Genomic DNA, 20,068 nt, shown 5'->3' on the forward strand with positions numbered 1-20,068 from the left:
CTGCCGCAGGCTGCATCGCCTGATGCAGCCATGAACCCACCCAGACCCGACCAGGCAACCACATCCATGACGTGAATCCGACAGGCTGCTAGGCCGCCGCAGTTGCAGGCAGGCGGCCGGGCATTTGCCTGTCTCTTGGACAGTGCTCGGGGCCATATCGCCGGGGACAAGGGCGCGCGGCATGGCGCGCGGCTTGCTTTGCCGGCAGCGATAGGGGCAGCCTTGCGTCGCCCGTGACGCCGCGTCCGCCCCGCCGGAGCCTGCCATGACCCCAGCCATCACCCGTCGCGCAGCCGTCCTGACCGGTGCTGCCCTGCTCGGCACGCCCGCCATCCTGCGCGCGCAGACCGCCCTGCCACGGGTAAAGTACCAGGTCGACTGGGCCTTCCAGGGGCCCAACGCCTATATGCTGCTCGGCCGCGACAAGGGGTTTTTCCGTGACGCGGGCGTGGACATCACGGTCGATCGCGGCTTTGGGTCGGGCCGCGTGCCGGTCGACGTCGCCGGCGGCGCCTATGAGATGGCGCAGGCCGACATCAACCCGGTCATCAAATTCGTCGCCCAGAATCCCAATGCCGGGCTGCTGGTCATCGGCATCTTCGGCGACCGCAGCCTGCTCTGCACCACCGTCCGTGCCGACAGCGCCATCCGGGTGCCGAAGGATCTGGAAGGCAAGACGCTGGCAGCACCCGAGTCCGATGCCGGCCGGCAGATCTTCCCCGCCTTCGCCGTCGCCGCCGGCATCGATGCGAGCAAGATCAACTGGCTGACGGTGCAGCCCGAGCTGCGCGAAACCATGCTGGTGCAGCGCCGTGCCGATGGCATCACCGGGGCCGCCACCAGCACCGCGCTGTCGCTGAAGGCGCTGGGGATGGACCTGCCGGCGCAGCGGATCATGTACTATCGCGACTATGGGCTGGATCTCTACGGCTCCTGCTACGTCACGACCAAGGCCTATGCGCAGCGGAATCCGGATCTGGTGCGGGCGGTGCTGCGGGGCGCCTTCCGCAGCCTGATCTACGCTCAGCGCAACCCGGCCGAAGCCATCGCCGCCCTGCGCGCCACCGAGCCTCTGACCGATGTCGCCATCGAGACGGAACGCCAGGCGGTCTCGATCGATGAGATGATCCGATCGGAAAATGTCCTGCGCAACGGCCTGTCGGTGGTCGATCCGGCACGGCTGGGCCGGGGGCTTGCGGCGGTGGCCCAGGCCTATGGCCTGCCCAACACGGTCAAGCCCGAGGACATGTACACCGATGCCTATCTTCCCCCGATTTCCGAACGCATGCTGAGCGGAGGCATCTGAATGCCGAATGTCCCTTCGGTCGATTTCTCGGCCGGTGCTGCCGATCCGGCGACCATCGCCGCCCTGGGCGCGACCTTCGAGAGCTGCGGCTTCGTCTCCCTGCGCGGGCATGGCGTGCCGCCGGAGGTGATCGCCGACGCCTTCGCCGCCGCGGAAGAGTTCTTCGCCGCCCCCGAGGCGGTGAAGCGCGCGGTGCAGAACCGCGCCAACAACCGCGGCTATGTGCCGATGTTCGACAGCGTGCGCCCGGGCGAAAAACCCTCTGGCCAGGAGGCCTTCTCGATGGGCCATCCGGATCGCCCGGAGGAGCCCGAATTGCGTGCGCTGCCCTTCCATGCCGAAACGCCGTTTCCGGCGCTGCCGGGCTTCGAGGCACGGCTGACGACCTGCTACCGCGCGATGTTCGCGGTCGGCCAGGCGGTGTTGCAGGCGGTGGCGCGGCATCTGGAGGTCGATCCGGGCTTTTTCGACGAAGCCTCGGCCAAGACCTATTCCAACATGCGCGTGGTGCATTACCCGCCGGCCGAGGCGGTCGCCGAAACCTCGGATTACGGGGTGGCGCCGCATGTGGATGAGGGGCTCATCACGCTGCTGATCCAGGACATGAACGGCGGGCTGTCGGTGCTCGGCCCCGATGGCGCCTGGTGGCCCGTGGTGCCGGACCCGGAGGCCATCGTCATCAATGTCGGCAAGCTGCTGCATCGCTGGACCGGCGGGCGCTATGCCGCGGCGCTGCATCATGTGGTGAACCGCTCGGGGAAGGAGCGGTATTCGATGCCGCTGTTCGTGCATCCCTCCTATCATACCGTGATCGACCCGATGACGCTGGCCGGCCACCGGCCGGAGGGCGAGGCCTTCGCGCCGATTGTCGCCGGGGAACGCGTCCTGGCCAATTTCAAGGCCCGCAGCAAATCCTGGGCGGAGCCGCAACCGGCCTGACGCGCTTGCGGGGCGGCGGCGAGGGTCCTAGATCGCCGTAACACCGAACAAGGCAGACCCGTGCCCGACGACGCCAGCAGTATCCGTTTCGTCGCCAAGAACATGCGGCTCGATCTGCGGCTGATCGCGGAGATGATCCCGCATGGCGCCCGCGTGCTGGACATCGGCTGTGGCGATGGCGCGCTGATCGGCCACCTCCAGCGCGAGAAGAACGCCGATGCGCGGGGCATGGAGATCGACATGGCCGAGGCGACCCGGGCGGTCGCCGCCGGTCTTGCCGTGATCCACGGGGATGCGGACCAGGATCTGGCCTTCTACCCCGACCAGGCCTTCGACTACGTGGTGCTGTCGCGCACGCTCCAGGCGGTGGAGCGGCCGCGCGAGGTGCTGCACCAGATGCTGCGCATCGGGAAGCATGCCATCGTCTCCTTCCCCAACTTCGGCCATTGGGCGCTGCGGCTGCAGATCCTGACCAGCGGGCGGATGCCGATGACCGAGACCTGGCACCGCGCCTGGTACGAGACGCCGAACATCCACCCCTGCACGATCCGGGATTTCTTCGACCTCTGCGCGCTGGAGGAGTACCGGGTGGAGCGCTGGCTGGCGGTGGATGACCGCGGGCTCAAGGCGCCCTGGCGGCGCAGCGCCTGGCTGGCCAATCTGTTCGGGGAACAGGCGCTGTTCCTGCTGACGCGGGGTTAGCGCCGGCCGGGGCGCAGATACTCGCCCAGCAGGAACAGCACCGTCACGATCACCACGACGACGACCGAGGCGGCCACCAGCACCGGGCTGACCTGGAGGTTCACGTCATCCCACATCTGCTTGGGCAAGGTGCTCCGCAGCCCGCCGCCGATGAACATGGCGACCGTCAGCTCCTCGAAGGAGGCGAGGAAGGCGAAGATCAGCGCCCCCACCAGCCCGCCGCGGATCAACGGCATGGTGACGCGCAGGAAGGTGCGCGGCCGGTTGGCACCCAGCGTCGCCGCCGCCTGGTCCAGCCGCAGGTCATGCCCCTTGAGCGTCGCCAGCAGGATCACGAAGGCGATCGGCATGGCATGCACCGTATGCCCGATCATGATGCCGAGGTCGGTCGCCACCAGCCCGATCTTGGCGAAGAGCTGGAACAGCGACACGGCGACGACGATGGAGGGCACCACCATCGGCGTCATGAACATCAGGAAGGCCGCCCCCGACAGCCGGCTGCCGCTGCGCGCGAGCCCCAGCGCGGCCAGCGTCGCCAAGGTCACCGTGACGAAGGCCGTGGCGATGCCGATGCCGAAGGAGCGCAAGGTCGCCGAGACCCAGACCGGCGAGGTCGCATATTCCTCGAACCAGCGCAGGCTGAAGCCGGGCGGCGGGAAGGACATGAAATTGGAGCTGGTGAAGGCCATCGGCACCATGGACAGCACCGGCACCACCAGCACCACCACCATGGCGCAGGCATAGGCCGGCAGCAGCCAGCCGAGGCGATGCCCACCGAGCAGCCGCGCCGCCCCCTCCGCCAGGCCGCCGAACACCGCCGCCAGCACCCGGCTGAGCCCGAGCCCGAGCCGCCGGACCAGGCCATGCGGCGACCGCCGCACCGCGCCGCCGCCGCCCGACATGCCGGACAGCCCGAAGATCGCGTCATAGACCACGCAGGTCAGCAGCGCCGCCGCGATCAGCACGGCCGACAGGGCGGCGGCGAAGACCATGTTGTCCATCTGCTGCACCTGGATGATGATGGCATTGCCCATCATCGTCTCGCGCGGGCTGCCCAGCAGTGCCGGGGTGATGAAGTAGCCAAGGGCGGCGATGAAGACGAGCAGCCCGGCCGAGGCGACCCCCGGCATCGATAGAGGCATATAGACGCGCCAGAACGCGACCACGCGGGAGGCGCCCAAGGTGCCCGCCGCCGGCCGCAGCCGCTCATCGATCCCGGTCATGACCGAGAGCATGGAGATGACCGCCAGCGGCAGCAGGCTATGCGTCATCGCGAAGAGGACGACGCCGCGGTTGAACAGCAGGTCCGGCGGCGCTTCCACGCCCAGGGCTTGCAGCGTCCCGGCGACGATGCCGGTGCGGCCCAGCAGCACCAGCCAGGCGAAGTTCTTCACCAGCGCGCTGGTCCAGAACGGCAGCAGCACCAGCAGCGTCGCCATCCGCCGCCTCCGCGCCGGCAGCCCGGCCAGCCAATAGGCAAGCGGATAGCCGAGCAGCAGGCAGAACCCCATCGTCTGCAACGCGATCATGAAGGTCGAACCGATGATCCGCGTATAGACCCCGACGCCAAAGGCACGCCGGTAGGCCGCGAGCGAGAAGGCGCCGGTGTCGCCATCGGTGAAGCTGAGCGAGAGCAGCCCAAGCGCCGGCCCGACCAGGAAGGCCACCAGGAACAGCACACCCGGCACGGCGAGCCAGAGCGCGTCCCGCCGGCGGGGCGCCAGGGCGGCGCTCATCGGGCGGGGGCTACTTGGCCACCTCCAGCGGCGCGGGCGCCGGCACGACATGCCGGTTCGCCGGCCGCTTCAGCCCGAGGTTTTCGCGCAAGGTCCGGCCGGTGTAGGCGGTGCGGAACAACCCGCGCCGCTGGATCTCCGGCACCACCTCGGCCACGAAGCGTTCCAGCCCCATCGGCATGATGCTGAAATTCATCATGAAGCCATCCGCCGCCCCGGCCGCGAACCAATCCTCCAGATTGTCGGCCACCTGCATGGCGGTGCCACGGAAGGTCTTGTTGCCGCGCTCGTAGCGCAGATAGAGCTGGCGCAGGGTCAGCTTGTCCGTCCGGATCATCTCCACGATGTGGTCGAAATAGGCCTTGTGCTGGTTGGAGGTCTTGGGGATGCGGTCCTCGGGGATCGGCTCGTCCAGCGGCAGGTCGGACAGGTCGGTTTCCAGATCCATGCCGAGCCGCATGCGGCCGACCATGGGATGGATCATCTCCTGCAAGGTCTGGAACATGTCCTCGGCTTCCTGGGCGCTGTCGGCGATCAGCACCGGCTTGCCGGCCAGGATCTTCAACTCGTCCGGGTCGCGGCCGAACTTGTCCATGCGGCCCTTGAGGTCGCGATAGAAGCGCAGCCCGCTCTCGATCGAGGCATCGGAGGAGAAGACGATCTCCGCCGTCTCGGCCGCGAATTCCCGCCCGGTGTCCGAGGCCCCGGCCTGGATGATCACCGGATGGCCCTGCGGCGCGCGGCGGATGTTCAGCGCGCCATGCAGGGTGAAGAATTTGCCCTCGTGATCCACCGCATGCTGCTTGGCGGGGTCGAAGGTCAGCCCGCTGGTGCGGTCGAAGATGAAGGCGTCATCCTCCCAACTGTCCCAGAGCTTGCGGACGAGATCGACATATTCCTGCGCGCGCTCATACCGCTGCGCGTGCGGCGGCAGCCGGTCCAGGCCGAAGTTGCGCGCGGCGAAGTCGTTGGCCGAGGTGACGACATTCCAGGCCGCGCGGCCGTGGCTCAAATGGTCGAGCGAGACGAATTGCCGCGCGACATTATAGGGCTCGGTGAAGCTGGTGCTGACCGTGCCGCCAAGGCCGATGTGGCTCGTGAGCCCCGCCAAAGTGGCGAGCAGGGTCACCGGCTCGAACACATTCATGAAGATGGGGAAGCGGCTATAGGCTTCGAGGTTGCTGGTCCGCGCCGCCGGGGTATCGGCGATGAAGAACAGGTCGAACAGCCCGCGCTCGGCGAGCAGCGCGGTGTCGCGATACCATTCGATGCTGGTCGAGGCATCGGCCTGGGTGCTGGGATGCAGCCAGGAGGCGCCGTGGTGGCCGGTCCCATTGACCAGCAATGCCAAGGCCATTTTCCGTTCGGCGGTCATGGGCGATGTCCTTCTCGGCTATTCCGCGGCTTTGGCCAGGCTCGGCGCGCGAAAGGGCGGGCGCCGCAGGCCCAAATGATCGCGGAGTGTGCGCCCGGTATATTCGGTGCGGAACAGGTGCCGTCGCTGCAATTCCGGCACCACCAGGCGCACGAAATCCTCCAGCCCCGCGGGTTGCAGATGCAGGATCAGCATGAAGCCATCGCAGGCCCCGCCGGTGAACCATTCCTCCAGCCTGTCCGCGACATGCTTCGGTGTGCCGCGCAGGGTCCGGGTGCCGCGCTCGTAGCGCTGGGCGATCTGGCGGAGGGTCAGCTTCTCCTCCCGGATCATCCGCACGATCTCGGCGAAATAGGCGGTGTGCAGGTTCGCCTTGCTCGGGATGCGGGATTCAGGGATGGGTTCGTCATAGGGCAGGTCGGAGAGGTCGGTCTCCAGATCCATCCCCAGCCGTTGCCGCGCCACCGCCGGATGCAGCAAGGCCTGCAAGGTCTGGTGCTTGTCCTCGGCTTCCTGCTCGCTCTCGCCGACGACGACGGGCATGCCGGCGAGGACGCAAAGCTCGTCGCGCTCGCGGCCGAAGGCGGCCATGCGGCCCTTCACGTCGCTGTAATAGGCCTGGGCCTTCTCCAGCGTATTGGCCGAGGCGAAGACCACCTCCGCCGTCTCCGCGGCCAGCGCCTTGCCATCGTCCGAGGCACCGGCCTGGATGATGACCGGATGGCCCTGCGGCGTCCGCTCCAGGTTCAGCCCGCCCTTGATCTGGAAGTGCTTCCCCTCGTGCAGCACCGGATGCAGCTTGGCCGGATCGTAGAAGCGGCCGGCCTCGCGGTCATAGACGAAGGCATCGTCTTCCCAGGTGTTCCAGAACTTCTTGACCAGCGCCACGAACTCGCGGGCGCGGTCGTAGCGTTCGGCATGCGGCGCCAAAGGCGCATGGCCGAAATTGCCCGCGGCGTAATTATTCGCCGTGGTCACCACGTTCCAGGCCGCGCGGCCGCCGCTGACATGGTCCAGCGAGGCGAATTGCCGTGCCACGTTGAACGGCTCGTTGAAGCTGGTGGTGGCGGTGCCGCCGAGGCCGATATGCTCGGTGGCCCCGGCCAGGGCGGACAGCGCCGTCAGCGGCTCCAGCACATTGGTGAAGAGCGGAAACCGGCTCCAGGATTCCAGATTGTCGATCCGCAGCGCCGGGGTATCGGCCATGAAGAACAGATCGAACAGCCCGGCCTCCGCGATCCGCGCCAGACGGCGATAGGCGGCGATGCTGACATCGCTGCCGTCTTCCGTGCTGGGGTGTCGCCACCCCGCCGGATGCGCGCCGGACAGATGCGCCGAGAAGGCGAGATGCATACGGCGTTCGGCGGGCATGGCGGTGTTTCCTTCAGCCCAGCAGCCAATCCTGGAAGCGTTCCTGCACCTTCGTGCGGTTCGCTGTCCACCAGGCGGCGTTGCTCGGTGCCAGCCCGGCGAGGTTGGCGGCGGAGGTTGGCAGCAGCCGGGCGCGTTCGGCGGTGATGAAATCAAAGGCCTTGGTATTGGTCGGTCCATTGGCGACGACGTTGGAATAGGCCGCCTGCCGCTCCGGCTTCATGCAGAAGGCGATGAACTGGCGTGCCAGATCCGCCTTCGGCGTGCCGCGCAGGATCGACCAGCCATCGGTCGAGTACAGCCCCTGGTTCCAGACCGTGCGTACCGGCGCGCCGCTGTCGATGGCGGCATAGGCGCGGGCGCTCCAGGTGTCGCACATGTCCAGCTCGCCGCTTTGCAGCAACTGCGTGTTCTGCGCGCCGCTGGTCCACCAGACGTTGATGTGCGGCTTGATCTGGTCGAGCTTGCGGAAGGCGCGATTGAGGTCGAGCGGGTAGAGATCCTTCGAGGCCACGCCATCGGCCATCAGCGCCGCCTCGATGACGCCGGTATAGCCGCGATACAGCCCACGCCGGCCGGGGAATTTCCCCACGTCCCAGAAATCCGCCCAGTTCTGCGGCCCGGCATCGCCGAATTTGTCGGTGCGATAGGCGATGACGGTGGAGAAGACCGAGAAACCGAGCCAGGTCGGCGTCAGCATGCCCTCGACCAGCGTGGACATCGGGGCGATGTTCAGCGGTTCGAGGTACATCCGCGGCGCGGTCAGGTTCAGCACATGCGTGGGCGTCACCATGCACAGGTCCCAGATGTAGCTGCGGCTGTCCACGGCGAGCTTGAACTGCACGGTCGGGTCGGGCTCATGCCCCACGCCGACGACGCGGATGCCGGTCTCCTGCTCGAAGGGTTCGTAGAAGGCGCTTCGGATTGCCGCGCCCGGCGCTCCGCCGACATCGGCCGAAATGATCTGGTCCGCCGCGAAGGCGCGGCCGCCGGTGAAGACAAAAGGCGCGGCCAGCCCCGCGGCGCGCAGCACGGCACGGCGGGAAGCTGTCCTGGTCGGGTCCGTCATCGTCATCTCCTCAACGAAAGCCATATACGTCTCAAGCGGGCAGCAGGCGCGCCCGGTCGGCGGCCCAGCCCAGCGCCACTTCATCGCCGATGCGCAGTTCGGCGTGGCCCGGGGAGCGGCGGGCGACCAGCGTGGTCCCCGAATCCAGCGTCACCAACAGGCGGAATTCGGAGCCAGCATAGACGGACTCGCTGATGCGGCCGCGCAAGGCGGTGCCATCGGGGGGCAGCAGTTCGATATGTTCCGGGCGGATCACCAGCGCCGCCGTCTGGCCCGCCGCGGGGCACGGCGCCCCGGCAGGGAGCGGCAGCGCGCCATCGGCGGTCTCAAGCATTCCGCCCGGACCGACCCGCCCGCGCATCACATTGGAGATGCCGATGAAATCGGCGGCGAAGAGGGTCTTGGGCCGTTCGTAGATATCCTGCGGCTCGCCGAGTTGCTCGATCCGGCCGTGGTTCATCAGGCAGATGCGGTCGGACAGCGCCAGCGCCTCGTCCTGGTCGTGGGTGACGAAGATGATGGTGGCGCCGGTGTCGCGGTGCAGCCGCTTGATCTCGATCTGCATCGTCTCGCGCAGCTTGCGGTCCAGCGCGCCGAGCGGCTCATCCATCAGGATCAGCGCCGGCTGGTACACGAAGCACCGCGCCAGCGCCACACGCTGCTGCTGCCCGCCGGACAGCTCCCCGGGAAAGCGGTCCTGCAAGGCGCCGAGCCCGACCATCTCCAACGTCGCGGCGACCCGGCGCTGCAACTCCGCGCGGGGGATGTGGCGCATCTGCAAGGGGAAGCAGACATTCTCCCGCACCGTCATATGCGGGAACAGCGCGTAGCTCTGGAACACCACGCCGACGCCGCGCTTATGCGCGGGGGTATGCGTCTCGTCGCGGCCGTCGATGAACAGCGCCCCGGCGCTCGGCTCGATCAGCCCGGCGATGAGCTGCAACAGCGTGGTCTTGCCGGACCCGGAGGGGCCGAGGACGGTCAGGAACTCACCCGGTGCCACGTCGAGGTCGATCGGCAGCAGCGCATCCACCATGCCATAGCGCTTGGCGATTCCGCGCGCCGAGAGCTTGGCGGGACGGCCCTGGTTGACGCTTGCCGTGACGGTGCTCCCGGTGTCTGCGTTCATGTGTCCGATTCCGTCAGTTGCCCCAACGCATATGCGACCTCAAGACGTCTGGCGCAGCGTAGTCTAGCCGCGCCGACGCCGGGCGCGCGCCAGGCCCGGCACAAAATACCCCTGGCGCATCGGCTTTGATGAGACATGCGGCAACCGGCGCTGCGCAGGATGCAGCTGCACAAAACCGTGACAGCATCACGCAGCTTCCCCGAGCTTGGCGGGCGGCGCCGTCGCGGCGCCATGGATGCGGTCCGACAGCCCCGCGGCGCGGCGCACGAAGTCGAGCGGTCCTTCGAAGTCGAAGGCGCGATACACCGCCGCGAGATGGCTGAAATGCGGGGCCTGGGCGAATTGCGCGAAGGCGAGCCGGTGCCCCGCATAGCCGCTGTTCAGCAGGTCGCGCGCATAGGCGAGCAGCTTGCGCCGGTCATCGGCATTCCAGGCATCGTTCAGCGTGTAGAATTTCCGCAGCCAGGGGCCGGCCTCGCCATCGAATTGCGCGGCGTCGGGCGTCACGCAGATCTGCCCGCCGATCAATTCCCGCGCCGTGTGCATCATCGCCGGAAGCTGGCTGCAGGCCAGCACCCGCCCGGCATAGAGCAGCGACTGGTTCGGCATCTGGAACCCCGCCGGCGAGGTTTCCGACAGCGCGATGGAGGCGGTCAGATGCGCGTGGATGCCCTCGCGGTAGCAGACCAGATCGGCCAGCTTCTCCTGCACCGCCTGCAATTTTTCCAACCCGGTCTGCCGCGCGTTCCACATCGCCGCACCGATCATCGCATCGGCGTTGTAGAGCAGGCGCAGAACAAACGGGAAGGCGCTGTAGCGGTGCAGGGTCGCGCGCACATGCTGCGCGGCGCGGGTGTGGCGGTAGAAGAACACATCCTCCCACGGGATCAGCACGTCGTCGAACACGACCAGGGCCTCCACCTCGTCGAAGCGCGTCGCGATCGGATGGTCGGCGGCATCCTGGGTGGCGAAGGAGGCGCGGCAGATGTGCTTCACCCCCTTCGCCCCCATCTTCACGATGCAGCCGACGGCGTGCTGGCTCTCCTTCTCATTGGTCCAGGCGCCGACCGTGGGCTTGAGGAAAGCCTGGTCGGCATAGGCGGCGGCGGTCTCGTACTTCGCGCCGCGCAGGATGATGCCGGCATCGGTCTCCTTCACCACCCGGATCATCATATCCGGGTCGCGCTGCTCGACCGGGCGGGAGCGGTCGCCCTTGGGATCGGTATTGGCGGAGACGTGGAAGGGGTCGTTGTGCACGGAGGCCAGGATGTGGCGGTCGATGTTCTCGGCGAATCGAGGGTCGATCTCGGCCAATACATCGCGCCCATCGGCCAGCGACCACATCTCGCCCACCGTCTCATCGCCCATCCGCGTCACCACGCCGCCGAGGTCGCGCAGCACAAGGTCGATCCCCGCCCATTTGCGATGCCAGTCCTCGCGCGTCAGCGGCGGGTTCAGCAGCAGGCTGTGGGTTCCGGCATCATCGGTATACGTCAGCGCCGCCTTCGAAGCCTCGGCATGGTGCAGGTCGTAGACCCGCGCCTTGGCCGCGATGATGGGGCGCAGCGCCGGGTGGCTCGTGACATCCCGCACGCGGGCGCCATCGATATAGACCTCCCGCCCATCCTGAAGCCCCGCGAGGTATTGCGCGCCGGTGCGGATCATCGCCTGCCCCTGATTGCCAAGGCGTCATGCTGCGCCGCGTCAGGGCATCGGCGAAACCATCTTCTGCCACGGTACTGGATAGGTATAGCCTATACAGATGCGGCTCTCCCTCCGGTCCCTGCGCTATGTCGTCGCCGTGGCGGATGCCGGTTCGGTCTCGGCGGCCGCGAAGCATCTGCATCTGTCGCAGCCCTCGATCAGCGACGCGATCGCGGCCTGCGAGGCCGAGTTCGGCTTCTCCCTCTTCATCCGCCACCATGCCCGCGGCGTGTCGCCGACCCCGGCGGGGGTCCGGGTGCTGGCCGAGGCGCGGGTGCTGCTGACCCATGCCGATGACTTCTACCAGGCCGCCCGCGCCATGGGGCGCGAGCCGGTGGGTGACATCGCCGTTGGCTGCTTCGTCTCCGTGGCGCCGCGCTTCGTGCCGGCGCTGCTCTCGGGCTTCAACACCATCTTCCCCCGCATCCGCCTGGTGCTGGAGGAGGCCGACCATGAGGGGGTGCTGGCCTCGCTGACCCAAGGGCGGACCGAGGTCGCGCTCGCCTATGATTATGCGCTGGGGGAGGGGATGACGGCGGAGCCGCTGGCCCATCTGCCGCCGCATGCCATGCTGCCCGCGACGCATCGCCTGGCCCGCCGCGCCAGTGTGCGGCTCTCGGATCTGGCCGAGGAGCCGTTCATGCTGCTCGACCTGCCCGGCTCGCGCGATTATTTCCTCGGCCTGTTTCGCGCGGCCGGGCTCACCCCGGTGATCGGTTTCCGTTCGCGCGGCATCGAGATGGTGCGCGGGATGGTTGCCGCCGGGCATGGCTGGTCGGTGCTGAACATCGTGCCGCGCAGCCCCTATGCGACCGATGGCCGCCGCATCGTCGCACTCCCGCTGGAACCCGAATTGCCCGGCGTGCGGCTGATGCTGCTGTCGCACACCGGGCGGTCGCGGCGCCCCGCGGTCGAGGCCTTTGCCGGTTACGTGCGCCAGGCCTTCTCCCGCGGCGGCATGTTCGACCCGCGGGAAGTGGGCTTCTGACCCTGCTCAGCCGATCGCGCGCACAAAGCCCGCGATATGCTCTGCGACGAGTTTCGGATGCTGGTGATGCGGCGTAGGGATCGACGAAAAGCAACGCCGTCTGATCCGGCAGAAGCAGCGGGGCCGGAGGCCTCACCCGGCGGCGGGCGGCTCCAGCAACGCCGCAACCCGGACCAGCTCGGCCAGGGAGCGCGCGCCCATCTTCCGCATCGCGCTCGCGCGATGGATCTTCACGGTGATCTCGCTCAGCCCGAGCTCCCAGGCAGCCTGCTTGTTCATGCGGCCCGCGGCCACCAGCGCCATCACCTCCCGCTCCCGCGCGGTCAGGCTCTCGTAGCGGTTGCGCAGTTCCGAGGCGCCCGTCTCCGCCTCCCGCCGGGCGCGATCGCGGTCGAGCGCGGTGGCGACCGCATCGAGCATGTCCTGGTCGTGGAACGGCTTGGCCAGGAAATCGATCGCGCCCGCCTTCATCGCGCGGACCGACATCGGAATATCGCCATGGCCGGTCATCAGGATCGCCGGCAGATGGATGCCCAGGCTATGCAATTGCGCCTGGAGGTCGAGCCCGTTCATGTCGGGCAGCCGCACATCGAGGATGATGCACCCCGGCTCGTCGTCGCGCGAGGCATCGAGGAAATCCCGCACCGAGGCATAGGGCCGCGCCTGCAGGCCCGTGGAGCGGAACAGCCCGACCAGCGCGTTCCGCAGCGAGGCGTCGTCATCGACGATATGGATGATGGGCGCGGTCATGCCGGTGCCGCGGGCAAGGTGAAATGGAAGGTCGCGCCCGCACCGGGCACGCTGGTCGCCCAGAGCCGCCCGCCATGCGCCTCGACGCAGGCGCGGCAGATGGCGAGGCCGACGCCGATGCCATCCTCCTTGGTGGAATAGAAGGGCTCGAAGATGCGGGTGATGCGGTCTGGGGCGATGCCGGTTCCGGTATCGGCCACCTCGACGCGGACGTCCTCGCCATCCGCCTGGGCGCGGATGAGGATCTCACGCGGGCGCGGGCTGTCCGCCATGGCCTGCGCGGCGTTGAGGAGGAGGTTGGTGACCACCTGGCGCAGCCGGCTCACATCGGCCATGACCCGCGGCGTCCCGGGCTCGGCGCGGACCCGCAATATGGCATCGGCCGCGCGAAGCTCGCGATCGACCAGCAGGGCGGCGCTCCTGATGGCATCGACGATCTCCAGCTCCGCCGGCGTATGCGGCGCGTTGGTCAGCAGCAGCCGCGTGCGGTCCACGACATCACGGGCACGCAGCGCATCGCCGACGACGGCCCCGATCGCCGCCTCCGCCTCCACCAGATCGGGCGCCGGGCGGCGCAGCCAGCGCAGCGCGGCCTCGGCATTGGTGACCACGGCGGCGAGCGGGCTCTTCACCTCATGCGCGATGGAGGCGGTGAGCACCCCTACCGTCGCGGCGCGCGAGGCGCGCGAGGCCTCGCGTTCGATGATCGCAAGCCTGGCCTGGTCGGCCTTGTAGTCGGATATGTCGATGATGCTGACGAGAAGGTTGCCGAACCCCTCCAGATCGCGCGGCAGCACGGCGGTGACCAGGCAATCCCGCAATTCACCATCGAGGCGCCGGACCCGGCTTTCGGAGCGATAGACCCGGTCGCCGCGCGCCATCGCGGCGATCCAGCGCTCGAAGGTCTGCGCCGAGGCGGGCACCACATCGGCGAGGCGGCCGATCAGTCGGCTTTTCTCCCGCGCGCCGGTGAAATCGAGGGTGGAGTCATTCACGTCGGTGATCCGCACCGTGCGGTGCAACTGGTCGAACAGCTCCGGATGCGCCGCGAAATGCGCCTGCACATCCCGGCCTTCCGCGCGTAGCGAGAGGATGACCTTGCCGACCTCGGTCCAATCCTCGATCCAGATCGAAATGCCGGCACGGCGCAGGTCGCGATCCCGGATCGCCTCGCTCCTGCCGCGCGCGAGCAGCGCCGCGATGGCGACGCCGGTCCCCAGGCTCAGCACCGCGCCCCCCGCCAGGGCATCGCCATCGCCGAGCAGCAACAGGCCCACCGGCACGCAGGCAAGGGCGAGGAGGGTCGCCGCCCGCTCGATGGCCCTGCCCGGCCGCGGTGTCGTGCCGTCGGCCGCGGTGGGCGTCGGGGCAACGTCGAGGCTGGGGGCCGGTGCCATGGCCATGGCCTACCGAGCGCCGCCGACGGCTTCGCTGAGGCAGCGCGCGATCGCATCCGCCTCGAAGGGCTTGCTCAGGAAATGCAGCGCGCCGGCGGCGATGGCCTGCTCGCGCACCGCATCCTCGGGGAAGGCGGTGATGACGATGACCGGCAGGCGCGGGCGGCGGTTGCGGATCGCCAGTTGCAATTGGAGCCCGTTCATGCCCGGCATCTGGATGTCGGTGACCAGGCAATCGGGCGATGCACGGCTGTCGGCGAGGAAGGACTCGGCACTGGCGAAAAGGCGAACCTCGTAGCCCAGCGAGCGCAGCAGGCTCGACAGCGCGGCGCGGATGGCCTCGTCGTCATCCACGATGGCGATGACGGAGCTGCTACACATGCGGCGAAATCGGCAGGCTGAAATGAAAGACGGCGCCGGCCCCGGCGGTGGTGTTGACCCATAGCCGCCCGCCATGCGCCTCGACGCAGTTGCGGCAGATGGCCAGGCCCATGCCCAACCCGCCCGGCCGGGTGGTGTAGAAGAGATCGAAGATGCGGGGCAGATGATCCGCTTCGATGCCCACGCCCCTGTCGCGGACGTCCACGCGGACGTCATCCCGGTCGCGCGCGATGGTGATGGTGAGGTCCCGGGGCTGGGCCAGGTCGGCCATGGCCTGGGCCCCGTTGATCATCAGGTTCACCAGCACCTGCTGGATCTGGATGGGGTCGGCGAGGACATGCGGGACATCCTCATCCGCATCGAAATGCACCGAGGCGCCGAGCGTCCGCAATTCGCGCTCCACCAGCAGGATCGCGTTCCGCGCCGCATCCGCAAGGTCGATGGCCGCACTCCGGCGCGGCGAGTTGCCGAGGAAGGATCGCGTGCGCGCCACCACGTCCCGGGCGCGGGTCGCATCGGCGATGACCCCGGTGATGGCGGCCTCGGCCTCGATGAGGTTGGGGATGGGCCGGCGCAGCCAGCGCAGCCCGGCCTCGGCATTGGTCACGATGGCCGACAAGGGCGAATTCACCTCATGTGCGATGGTCGCGGCCAGTGCGCCGATGGTGGTGACGCGGGAGGCGCGGGCGATTTCGGTTTCCGCCGCGACCAGCCTGGCCTGCGCCGCCTTGAATTCCGTGATGTCCATGGCGGTCACGATGATGTCGCGGAATCCGTCGAGGTTGCCGGGCAATTCGGCCACGAACAGCGTGTCCGCGACGCTGCCGTCGGGGCGGGTGATATGCGCCTCGGAGCGATAGTAGGGCTCGCCATTCGCGAAGGCGATGATCCATTGGATGAAGGTGTGGTCGGTATCCGGCAGGATGCGGTCGAGGGTGCCGAGGAAGGCCTGCTTGTCCGCAGCACCCATCATCTGCACCGTGAAGGCGTTCACGTCCCGGATGATGACCTGCCGGCGCAGGGCGCGCGCCAGATCCGGCTCGGCCGTGAAATGCGCCCGCATGTCATGGATGCCGGCCTGCTTCAGCGCGATGACGGCCTTGCCGACCGCGGTCCAATCCTCCCGCCACAAAGAGATGCCGGCGCGTTCGAAGATGGCATGCCCGCGCTTCTCGCTTTCGGCAAGCCGGGCGGAGAGCCACCACGCCGCGCCGATCGTGGCCAGGAGGAGGAGGCAGGCCAGGATGGTGAAGCCGGCCGCGACCCTGGGCCGGTCCACCATCGCGGCGGCGACCAGCAGGCCGCCGGCCACACAGGGCAGCGCCGCGAACAGCACCGCGCGGACCCCGTGCGACAGCAGCGCCGGCAGGGGGCGGTGCTGGCTGGCGGGCCGCGCCCAATGCGGCAATGCGGCCATACCGCCCTCAGCACGCGCCAGCGGCGGCGCGAGCCCGGTCGGCCAGCGGGAGAAGACCTGCTTCAAGGCCGGTGCGCGTTGGGGAACGCGGCGGTCCGGGTGCGATTGCGGTACGGGGGGTGGAGCTGTGGCGTCTGGCACTCCCAGCCGTCGTTCCGACGGCCCTCCGGATCGGACGTAAAAAAGGGTGCCAGCGCAGCCGTGCCGAAACAAGCGCGCCGGCACCCCGATGGTTCAGGTGAGCAGCGTGGCCTTCAGCGTGACCTCCGCCTTCAGCAGCTTCGACACCGGGCAGCCGGCCTTGGCCTTGGCCGCCAGCGCCTGGAAGGTGGCATCATCGGCGCCGGGAATCCGCGCCTCCAAGGTCAGATCCACCTTGGTGATGGCATAGCCGTCGGCCTGCTTGTCGAGCGTCACCTCGGCGGTCGTGTCCATCTGTTCGGCGGTGAGGCCGGCCTCGCCCAGCATCAGCGACAGGGCCATGGTGAAGCAGCCGGCATGGGCGGCGCCGATCAACTCCTCCGGATTGGTGCCCGGCTTGCCCTCGAAGCGGCTGGCGAAGCCGTAGGGATACTGATCGAGCGCGCCGCTATGCGTCGTGATCGCGCCGATGCCGTCCTTGATGCCGCCGCGCCAACGCGCCTTCCCATGCGTTTTCATGATGTTGTCCTCATTGGGGTCGCCTCGTTCGCGGGGCGGGATGCCGCCGCGCCGGTGCGACCTGCTGATATCGGTCGGAGTCCTGCCGGCCAGCCTGGGCCGGGGCGCCATGATGCCGCTGCCGATGGCCGGGAGCTTGACGAATCACGTCATGGACCGCCGGACGATGGGTCAGGCAAGGCTTAACGCCGGCGGCCGTCAAGCAGCCGCCTGACCGTGCATGGCCCGCCGGGGGGCGGCCCGCTCGAGCGCCGCGCGGATATCGTCGCGCGAGCGGTGGAGGCCGTCGCGCCAGGGGGCGCCCTCCGCGGCGGGGGCGACGTCCGGCACCGGCATCTCCAGATATGCGGCATGGCGGCGGGCCAGGGCGGCGGTCTCGCCCGCCTCCCGCAGCCGCTCGGCGGCATAGCTGCGGGTCGTGCGCAGCAGCCGGTAGTGGACGGCCTCGCCCGCGGTATCGACGGCGATGAGGGATTTGGCCGCCATGCGCGTGATCTGCTCGACGAGCCCATGCCGCTCCGCCGCCTCGCCCGGCACCACCGCCATGGCGGCCGCAAGCGTGAAGCCGCCGGGGAAGATGGCGAGCCGGCGGAGCACCCGCCGTTCGGCCTCCGGCAGCGGGCGGTAGCTCCAGTCCAGGCTCGCCTCCAGCGTCTGCTGGCGGGGCAGGGCGGTGCGGCGGCCGCGGGCGAGCAGGCCGAGCCGGTCCCTGACCTGCTCGGCCAAGGCCTGCACGCTCAACATCCCGACCCGGGACGCCGCCAGTTCGATCGCCAGGGGGATGCCGTCCAGGTGGCGGCAGATGGCGGCGATGGCGCGAAGGGCCTCCGCATCGGGGGTGAAGCTGTCGAGGCTCGCCACCGCCCGCTCGACGAACAACTGGACGGCGGGGCAGCCGAGCAGCGTCTGTGCCGGCAGGCCGTCCGCCTCCTCCGGCAAGGCGAGGCCGCCCAGCCGGTGCACCCATTCGCCCTCGGCCAGCAGCGGCTCGCGGCTGGTGGCGATGATGCGTATGCCGGGCGCGGCCCGCAGCACGGCTTCGGCCAGGACGGCACATGCGTCGATCAGGTGCTCGCAATTGTCGAGCACAATCAGCAGGCGCCTCGGCCCCCGCTGGCGCAGCAGCCCGACCAGGGCCGGAATCGGCGCCTCGGACGGGATGCGCCGGCCGAGCGCCGCGGCCAGCGCGGCGGGGACCAGCGCCGCATCGGTCAGCGGGGCGAGGTCCACGAAACAGGCATCCTGCGGCTCGGCCTCCACCTGCTGCCAGGCCGCGGCCAGGGCCAGGCTGGTCTTGCCAATGCCCCCGGGCCCGACCAGCGTCACCAGGCGATGCTGCGCGATGAGGCGCGCGGCCGCGGCGCGGTCGGCAGCCCGGCCGACCAGGCGGGTGAGGAGCACGGGCAGCCCGGCCATAGCGCGGGGCTCCACCGGGCCGGGAAGGGGGGCCGCGGAGGTGTCCTCGACCGGCGCGACGAAGGAATAGCCCTGCCCGGGGATGTTGAGGATGTAGCGTTCCCCCCCCTGGCCCTCGCCGAGCTTCTTGCGGAGGCAGGCGATATGCACGCGCAGGTTCACGTCATCGACGAAGACACCGGACCAGACGTGGTCGCGGATCTCCTGATGGGTGACGACCTCGCCCGCCCGCTCGACCAGCAGCGTGAGGATGCTGAAGGCGCGGCTGCCGAGGCGGACCGGCGTGCCGGCTTCGAGCAAGATGCTCTGCTGGGGCAGAAGCTCGAAGGCACCGAATTGCAGCCGCCGGGCGGCAGGCGCTTCGGCATAGGTGGTGAGCTGCATGCGGTGCCCTTTCGCGCCGATCGCCGGATCGGCTCCCCTTGGCGCGGGGAGCGTGTCGCCACGACCTGTTGCTCAGGCGACATGAGGGGCAGGCGGCGGCGCCGGTGCAATCATACCAAGGTATGACGACCGTACGGTCAACTGCCCTTGAACTCCGGTTTCCGCCTGTCGAACCGGCGGTCCTCGGTGGTCTGCGCCAGGGCCTGGTCGGCGGCCGATAATTCCAGCAGCGAGGAGGGTCGCATGTGCTGACCCTCCCGCCGCATCCATCCGGCCGCCACGCAGGTCGGCACCGGCTTTGCGCGGCTGACGGAGAAAACCATCATGAAAACTTTGCTGTGCCCACATATAAAAAATCGCACATGAGGCGCGGTATTGGACGGGGGCGGGATAATGCCGGCATCGTGATGACATGGGCTGGTGCGCCACCGTCCGGGCATGTTTGATATGCTGGTCTGACCTGGACGCGATGCGTGGACAGCGCCGTCTGATCGCTTCCGCGCGCGGCGGCGTCGGGGGAACCAGCATCCGGGAAAATAGCGTCCGGAACGGACCGCGTCGTCGGAGGGTGACATGAAGCCAGTCGATGTGCTCATCGTAAGCGATGTCAGGATCTATCGCGACGGCATTGCCCTAGCGCTGCGCGGCGACCATCGCTTCGCCACGATCATGCTGGTGGGAACCGTGGAGGAGGCGCTGGCCTCGGCCCATGGCCGCCGCCCCGATGTCGTGCTGCTCGACCTGGCCGGTGACGGGCTCGCCACCATCGCCGAGTTGGCGCGCAGCCTGCCCGGCCTGCCCGTGGTGGTGCTGGCGGTGCCGGAGGCGGAGGAATTCATCCTTGCCTGCACCGAGGCGGGTGCGGCCGGCTATGTCACGCGCGACGGCTCGCTCGACAGCCTGGCGGACGCGATCCAGGACGCGATGCGGGGCGAGTTCCGTTGCCCGCCAAGGATCTCCCGCCTGCTTTCGCTGCGCCTCTTCGCCCTGCGCTCCACGCCGGTGGCGCGGGATGGTGCCGCGCGCCTGTCGGATCGGGAGGAGGAGGTGCTCGATCTGATGGGGCAGGGGCTGTCGAACAAGCAGATCGCACGCGCGCTCGGCATCGCCGTCGCGACGGCGAAGAACCATGTGCATCGCATCCTGACCAAGCTCGCGCTGGGTCGCCGCGGCGACGTCGTGCGGCTGCGCGCGGCACGCCTTGCCCATGCCGAATTGAACCACGGCTCATCCATGGGCGTAGGCCATCCGTGAACCCTCACCGACAGTGCGGGATGGTTTGGGAGGGATCATGATCCGCCCTTGATCGCGCCGGGGGGGATCGATTGTGCACGTTGCTGTCAT

The 20,068-nt window shown here is 68.8% G+C and carries 17 protein-coding genes; 5 read left to right on the forward strand and 12 right to left on the reverse strand.

What is annotated here, in order from left to right:
* Window positions 1–265: 265 nt before the first annotated feature.
* From C8P66_RS14900 to metW, 3 genes are all read left to right on the forward strand, one after another.
* A complete protein-coding gene (locus tag C8P66_RS14900) occupies window positions 266–1,306 on the forward strand; it encodes an ABC transporter substrate-binding protein (RefSeq protein WP_111399076.1) in 1,041 nt (346 codons plus the stop codon).
* A complete protein-coding gene (locus C8P66_RS14905) occupies window positions 1,307–2,245 on the forward strand; it encodes an isopenicillin N synthase family dioxygenase (RefSeq protein WP_111399077.1) in 939 nt (312 codons plus the stop codon).
* Window positions 2,246–2,347: 102 nt separating this feature from the next.
* Window positions 2,348–2,947 (forward strand): methionine biosynthesis protein MetW, encoded by a 600-nt coding sequence (gene metW, locus C8P66_RS14910; protein ID WP_111399174.1) that lies wholly within the window; start codon window positions 2,348–2,350, stop codon window positions 2,945–2,947.
* On the opposite strand, the gene C8P66_RS14915 is transcribed toward metW, so the two are convergent.
* The 6 genes from C8P66_RS14915 to C8P66_RS14940 all read right to left on the reverse strand — a co-directional run bounded on the left by C8P66_RS14915 (window position 2,944) and on the right by C8P66_RS14940 (window position 11,292).
* Window positions 2,944–4,683 (reverse strand): ABC transporter permease subunit, encoded by a 1,740-nt coding sequence (locus tag C8P66_RS14915; RefSeq protein WP_111399078.1) that lies wholly within the window; start codon window positions 4,681–4,683, stop codon window positions 2,944–2,946. The two genes, metW and C8P66_RS14915, sit on opposite strands and share 4 nt — an antisense overlap.
* A 10-nt stretch (window positions 4,684–4,693) precedes the next feature.
* Window positions 4,694–6,058, reverse strand: a complete 1,365-nt coding sequence (locus C8P66_RS14920) for an LLM class flavin-dependent oxidoreductase (RefSeq protein ID WP_111399079.1) — start codon at window positions 6,056–6,058, stop codon at window positions 4,694–4,696.
* 18 nt (window positions 6,059–6,076) lie between these two features.
* The gene (locus C8P66_RS14925) at window positions 6,077–7,429 is read right to left on the reverse strand and encodes an LLM class flavin-dependent oxidoreductase (RefSeq protein WP_111399080.1); all 1,353 of its coding nucleotides are present in this window, start codon (window positions 7,427–7,429) and stop codon (window positions 6,077–6,079) included.
* A gap of 13 nt (window positions 7,430–7,442) precedes the next feature.
* On the reverse strand, window positions 7,443–8,498 hold the full coding sequence (locus tag C8P66_RS14930) for an ABC transporter substrate-binding protein (protein WP_211314159.1): 1,056 nt from the start codon (window positions 8,496–8,498) through the stop codon (window positions 7,443–7,445).
* Between the two features lie 31 nt (window positions 8,499–8,529).
* Window positions 8,530–9,627, reverse strand: a complete 1,098-nt coding sequence (locus tag C8P66_RS14935; RefSeq protein ID WP_111399081.1) for an ABC transporter ATP-binding protein — start codon at window positions 9,625–9,627, stop codon at window positions 8,530–8,532.
* Window positions 9,628–9,813: 186 nt separating this feature from the next.
* Window positions 9,814–11,292: a 4-hydroxyphenylacetate 3-hydroxylase family protein gene (locus C8P66_RS14940; RefSeq protein ID WP_111399082.1), complete on the reverse strand. Its 1,479-nt coding sequence runs from the start codon at window positions 11,290–11,292 to the stop codon at window positions 9,814–9,816.
* A gap of 97 nt (window positions 11,293–11,389) precedes the next feature.
* Here C8P66_RS14940 and C8P66_RS14945 point away from each other — a divergent pair, with 97 nt between their 5' ends.
* On the forward strand, window positions 11,390–12,319 hold the full coding sequence (locus tag C8P66_RS14945; protein ID WP_111399083.1) for a LysR family transcriptional regulator: 930 nt from the start codon (window positions 11,390–11,392) through the stop codon (window positions 12,317–12,319).
* Window positions 12,320–12,451: 132 nt separating this feature from the next.
* Here the strand turns inward: C8P66_RS14945 and C8P66_RS14950 are convergent, their stop codons facing one another.
* The 6 genes from C8P66_RS14950 to C8P66_RS14975 all read right to left on the reverse strand — a co-directional run bounded on the left by C8P66_RS14950 (window position 12,452) and on the right by C8P66_RS14975 (window position 18,724).
* Window positions 12,452–13,069 carry a response regulator transcription factor gene (locus C8P66_RS14950; protein ID WP_111399084.1) on the reverse strand — a complete coding sequence of 206 codons (618 nt, stop codon included), beginning with the start codon at window positions 13,067–13,069 and terminating at the stop codon, window positions 12,452–12,454.
* On the reverse strand, window positions 13,066–14,466 hold the full coding sequence (locus tag C8P66_RS14955; RefSeq protein ID WP_158537260.1) for a sensor histidine kinase: 1,401 nt from the start codon (window positions 14,464–14,466) through the stop codon (window positions 13,066–13,068). The genes C8P66_RS14950 and C8P66_RS14955 overlap by 4 nt, the downstream gene beginning before the upstream one ends.
* Window positions 14,467–14,475: 9 nt before the next feature.
* Window positions 14,476–14,847 (reverse strand): response regulator transcription factor, encoded by a 372-nt coding sequence (locus tag C8P66_RS14960; protein WP_111399086.1) that lies wholly within the window; start codon window positions 14,845–14,847, stop codon window positions 14,476–14,478.
* The gene (locus tag C8P66_RS14965; protein ID WP_111399087.1) at window positions 14,840–16,330 is read right to left on the reverse strand and encodes a sensor histidine kinase; all 1,491 of its coding nucleotides are present in this window, start codon (window positions 16,328–16,330) and stop codon (window positions 14,840–14,842) included. The genes C8P66_RS14960 and C8P66_RS14965 overlap by 8 nt, the downstream gene beginning before the upstream one ends.
* Before the next feature lie 168 nt (window positions 16,331–16,498).
* Window positions 16,499–16,924 carry an OsmC family protein gene (locus tag C8P66_RS14970; protein WP_111399088.1) on the reverse strand — a complete coding sequence of 142 codons (426 nt, stop codon included), beginning with the start codon at window positions 16,922–16,924 and terminating at the stop codon, window positions 16,499–16,501.
* 198 nt (window positions 16,925–17,122) lie between these two features.
* Complete coding sequence (locus C8P66_RS14975) at window positions 17,123–18,724, reverse strand: ATP-binding protein (protein ID WP_111399089.1); 1,602 nt, start codon at window positions 18,722–18,724, stop codon at window positions 17,123–17,125.
* A 573-nt stretch (window positions 18,725–19,297) separates the two neighbouring features.
* On the opposite strand from C8P66_RS14975, the gene C8P66_RS14985 reads away from it, so the two are divergent.
* A complete protein-coding gene (locus C8P66_RS14985) occupies window positions 19,298–19,978 on the forward strand; it encodes a LuxR C-terminal-related transcriptional regulator (RefSeq protein ID WP_111399090.1) in 681 nt (226 codons plus the stop codon).
* The last annotated feature ends 90 nt before the right edge of the window (window positions 19,979–20,068 follow it).

The organism is Humitalea rosea, assembly GCF_003253705.1.
Taxonomy (GTDB): domain Bacteria; phylum Pseudomonadota; class Alphaproteobacteria; order Acetobacterales; family Acetobacteraceae; genus Humitalea; species Humitalea rosea.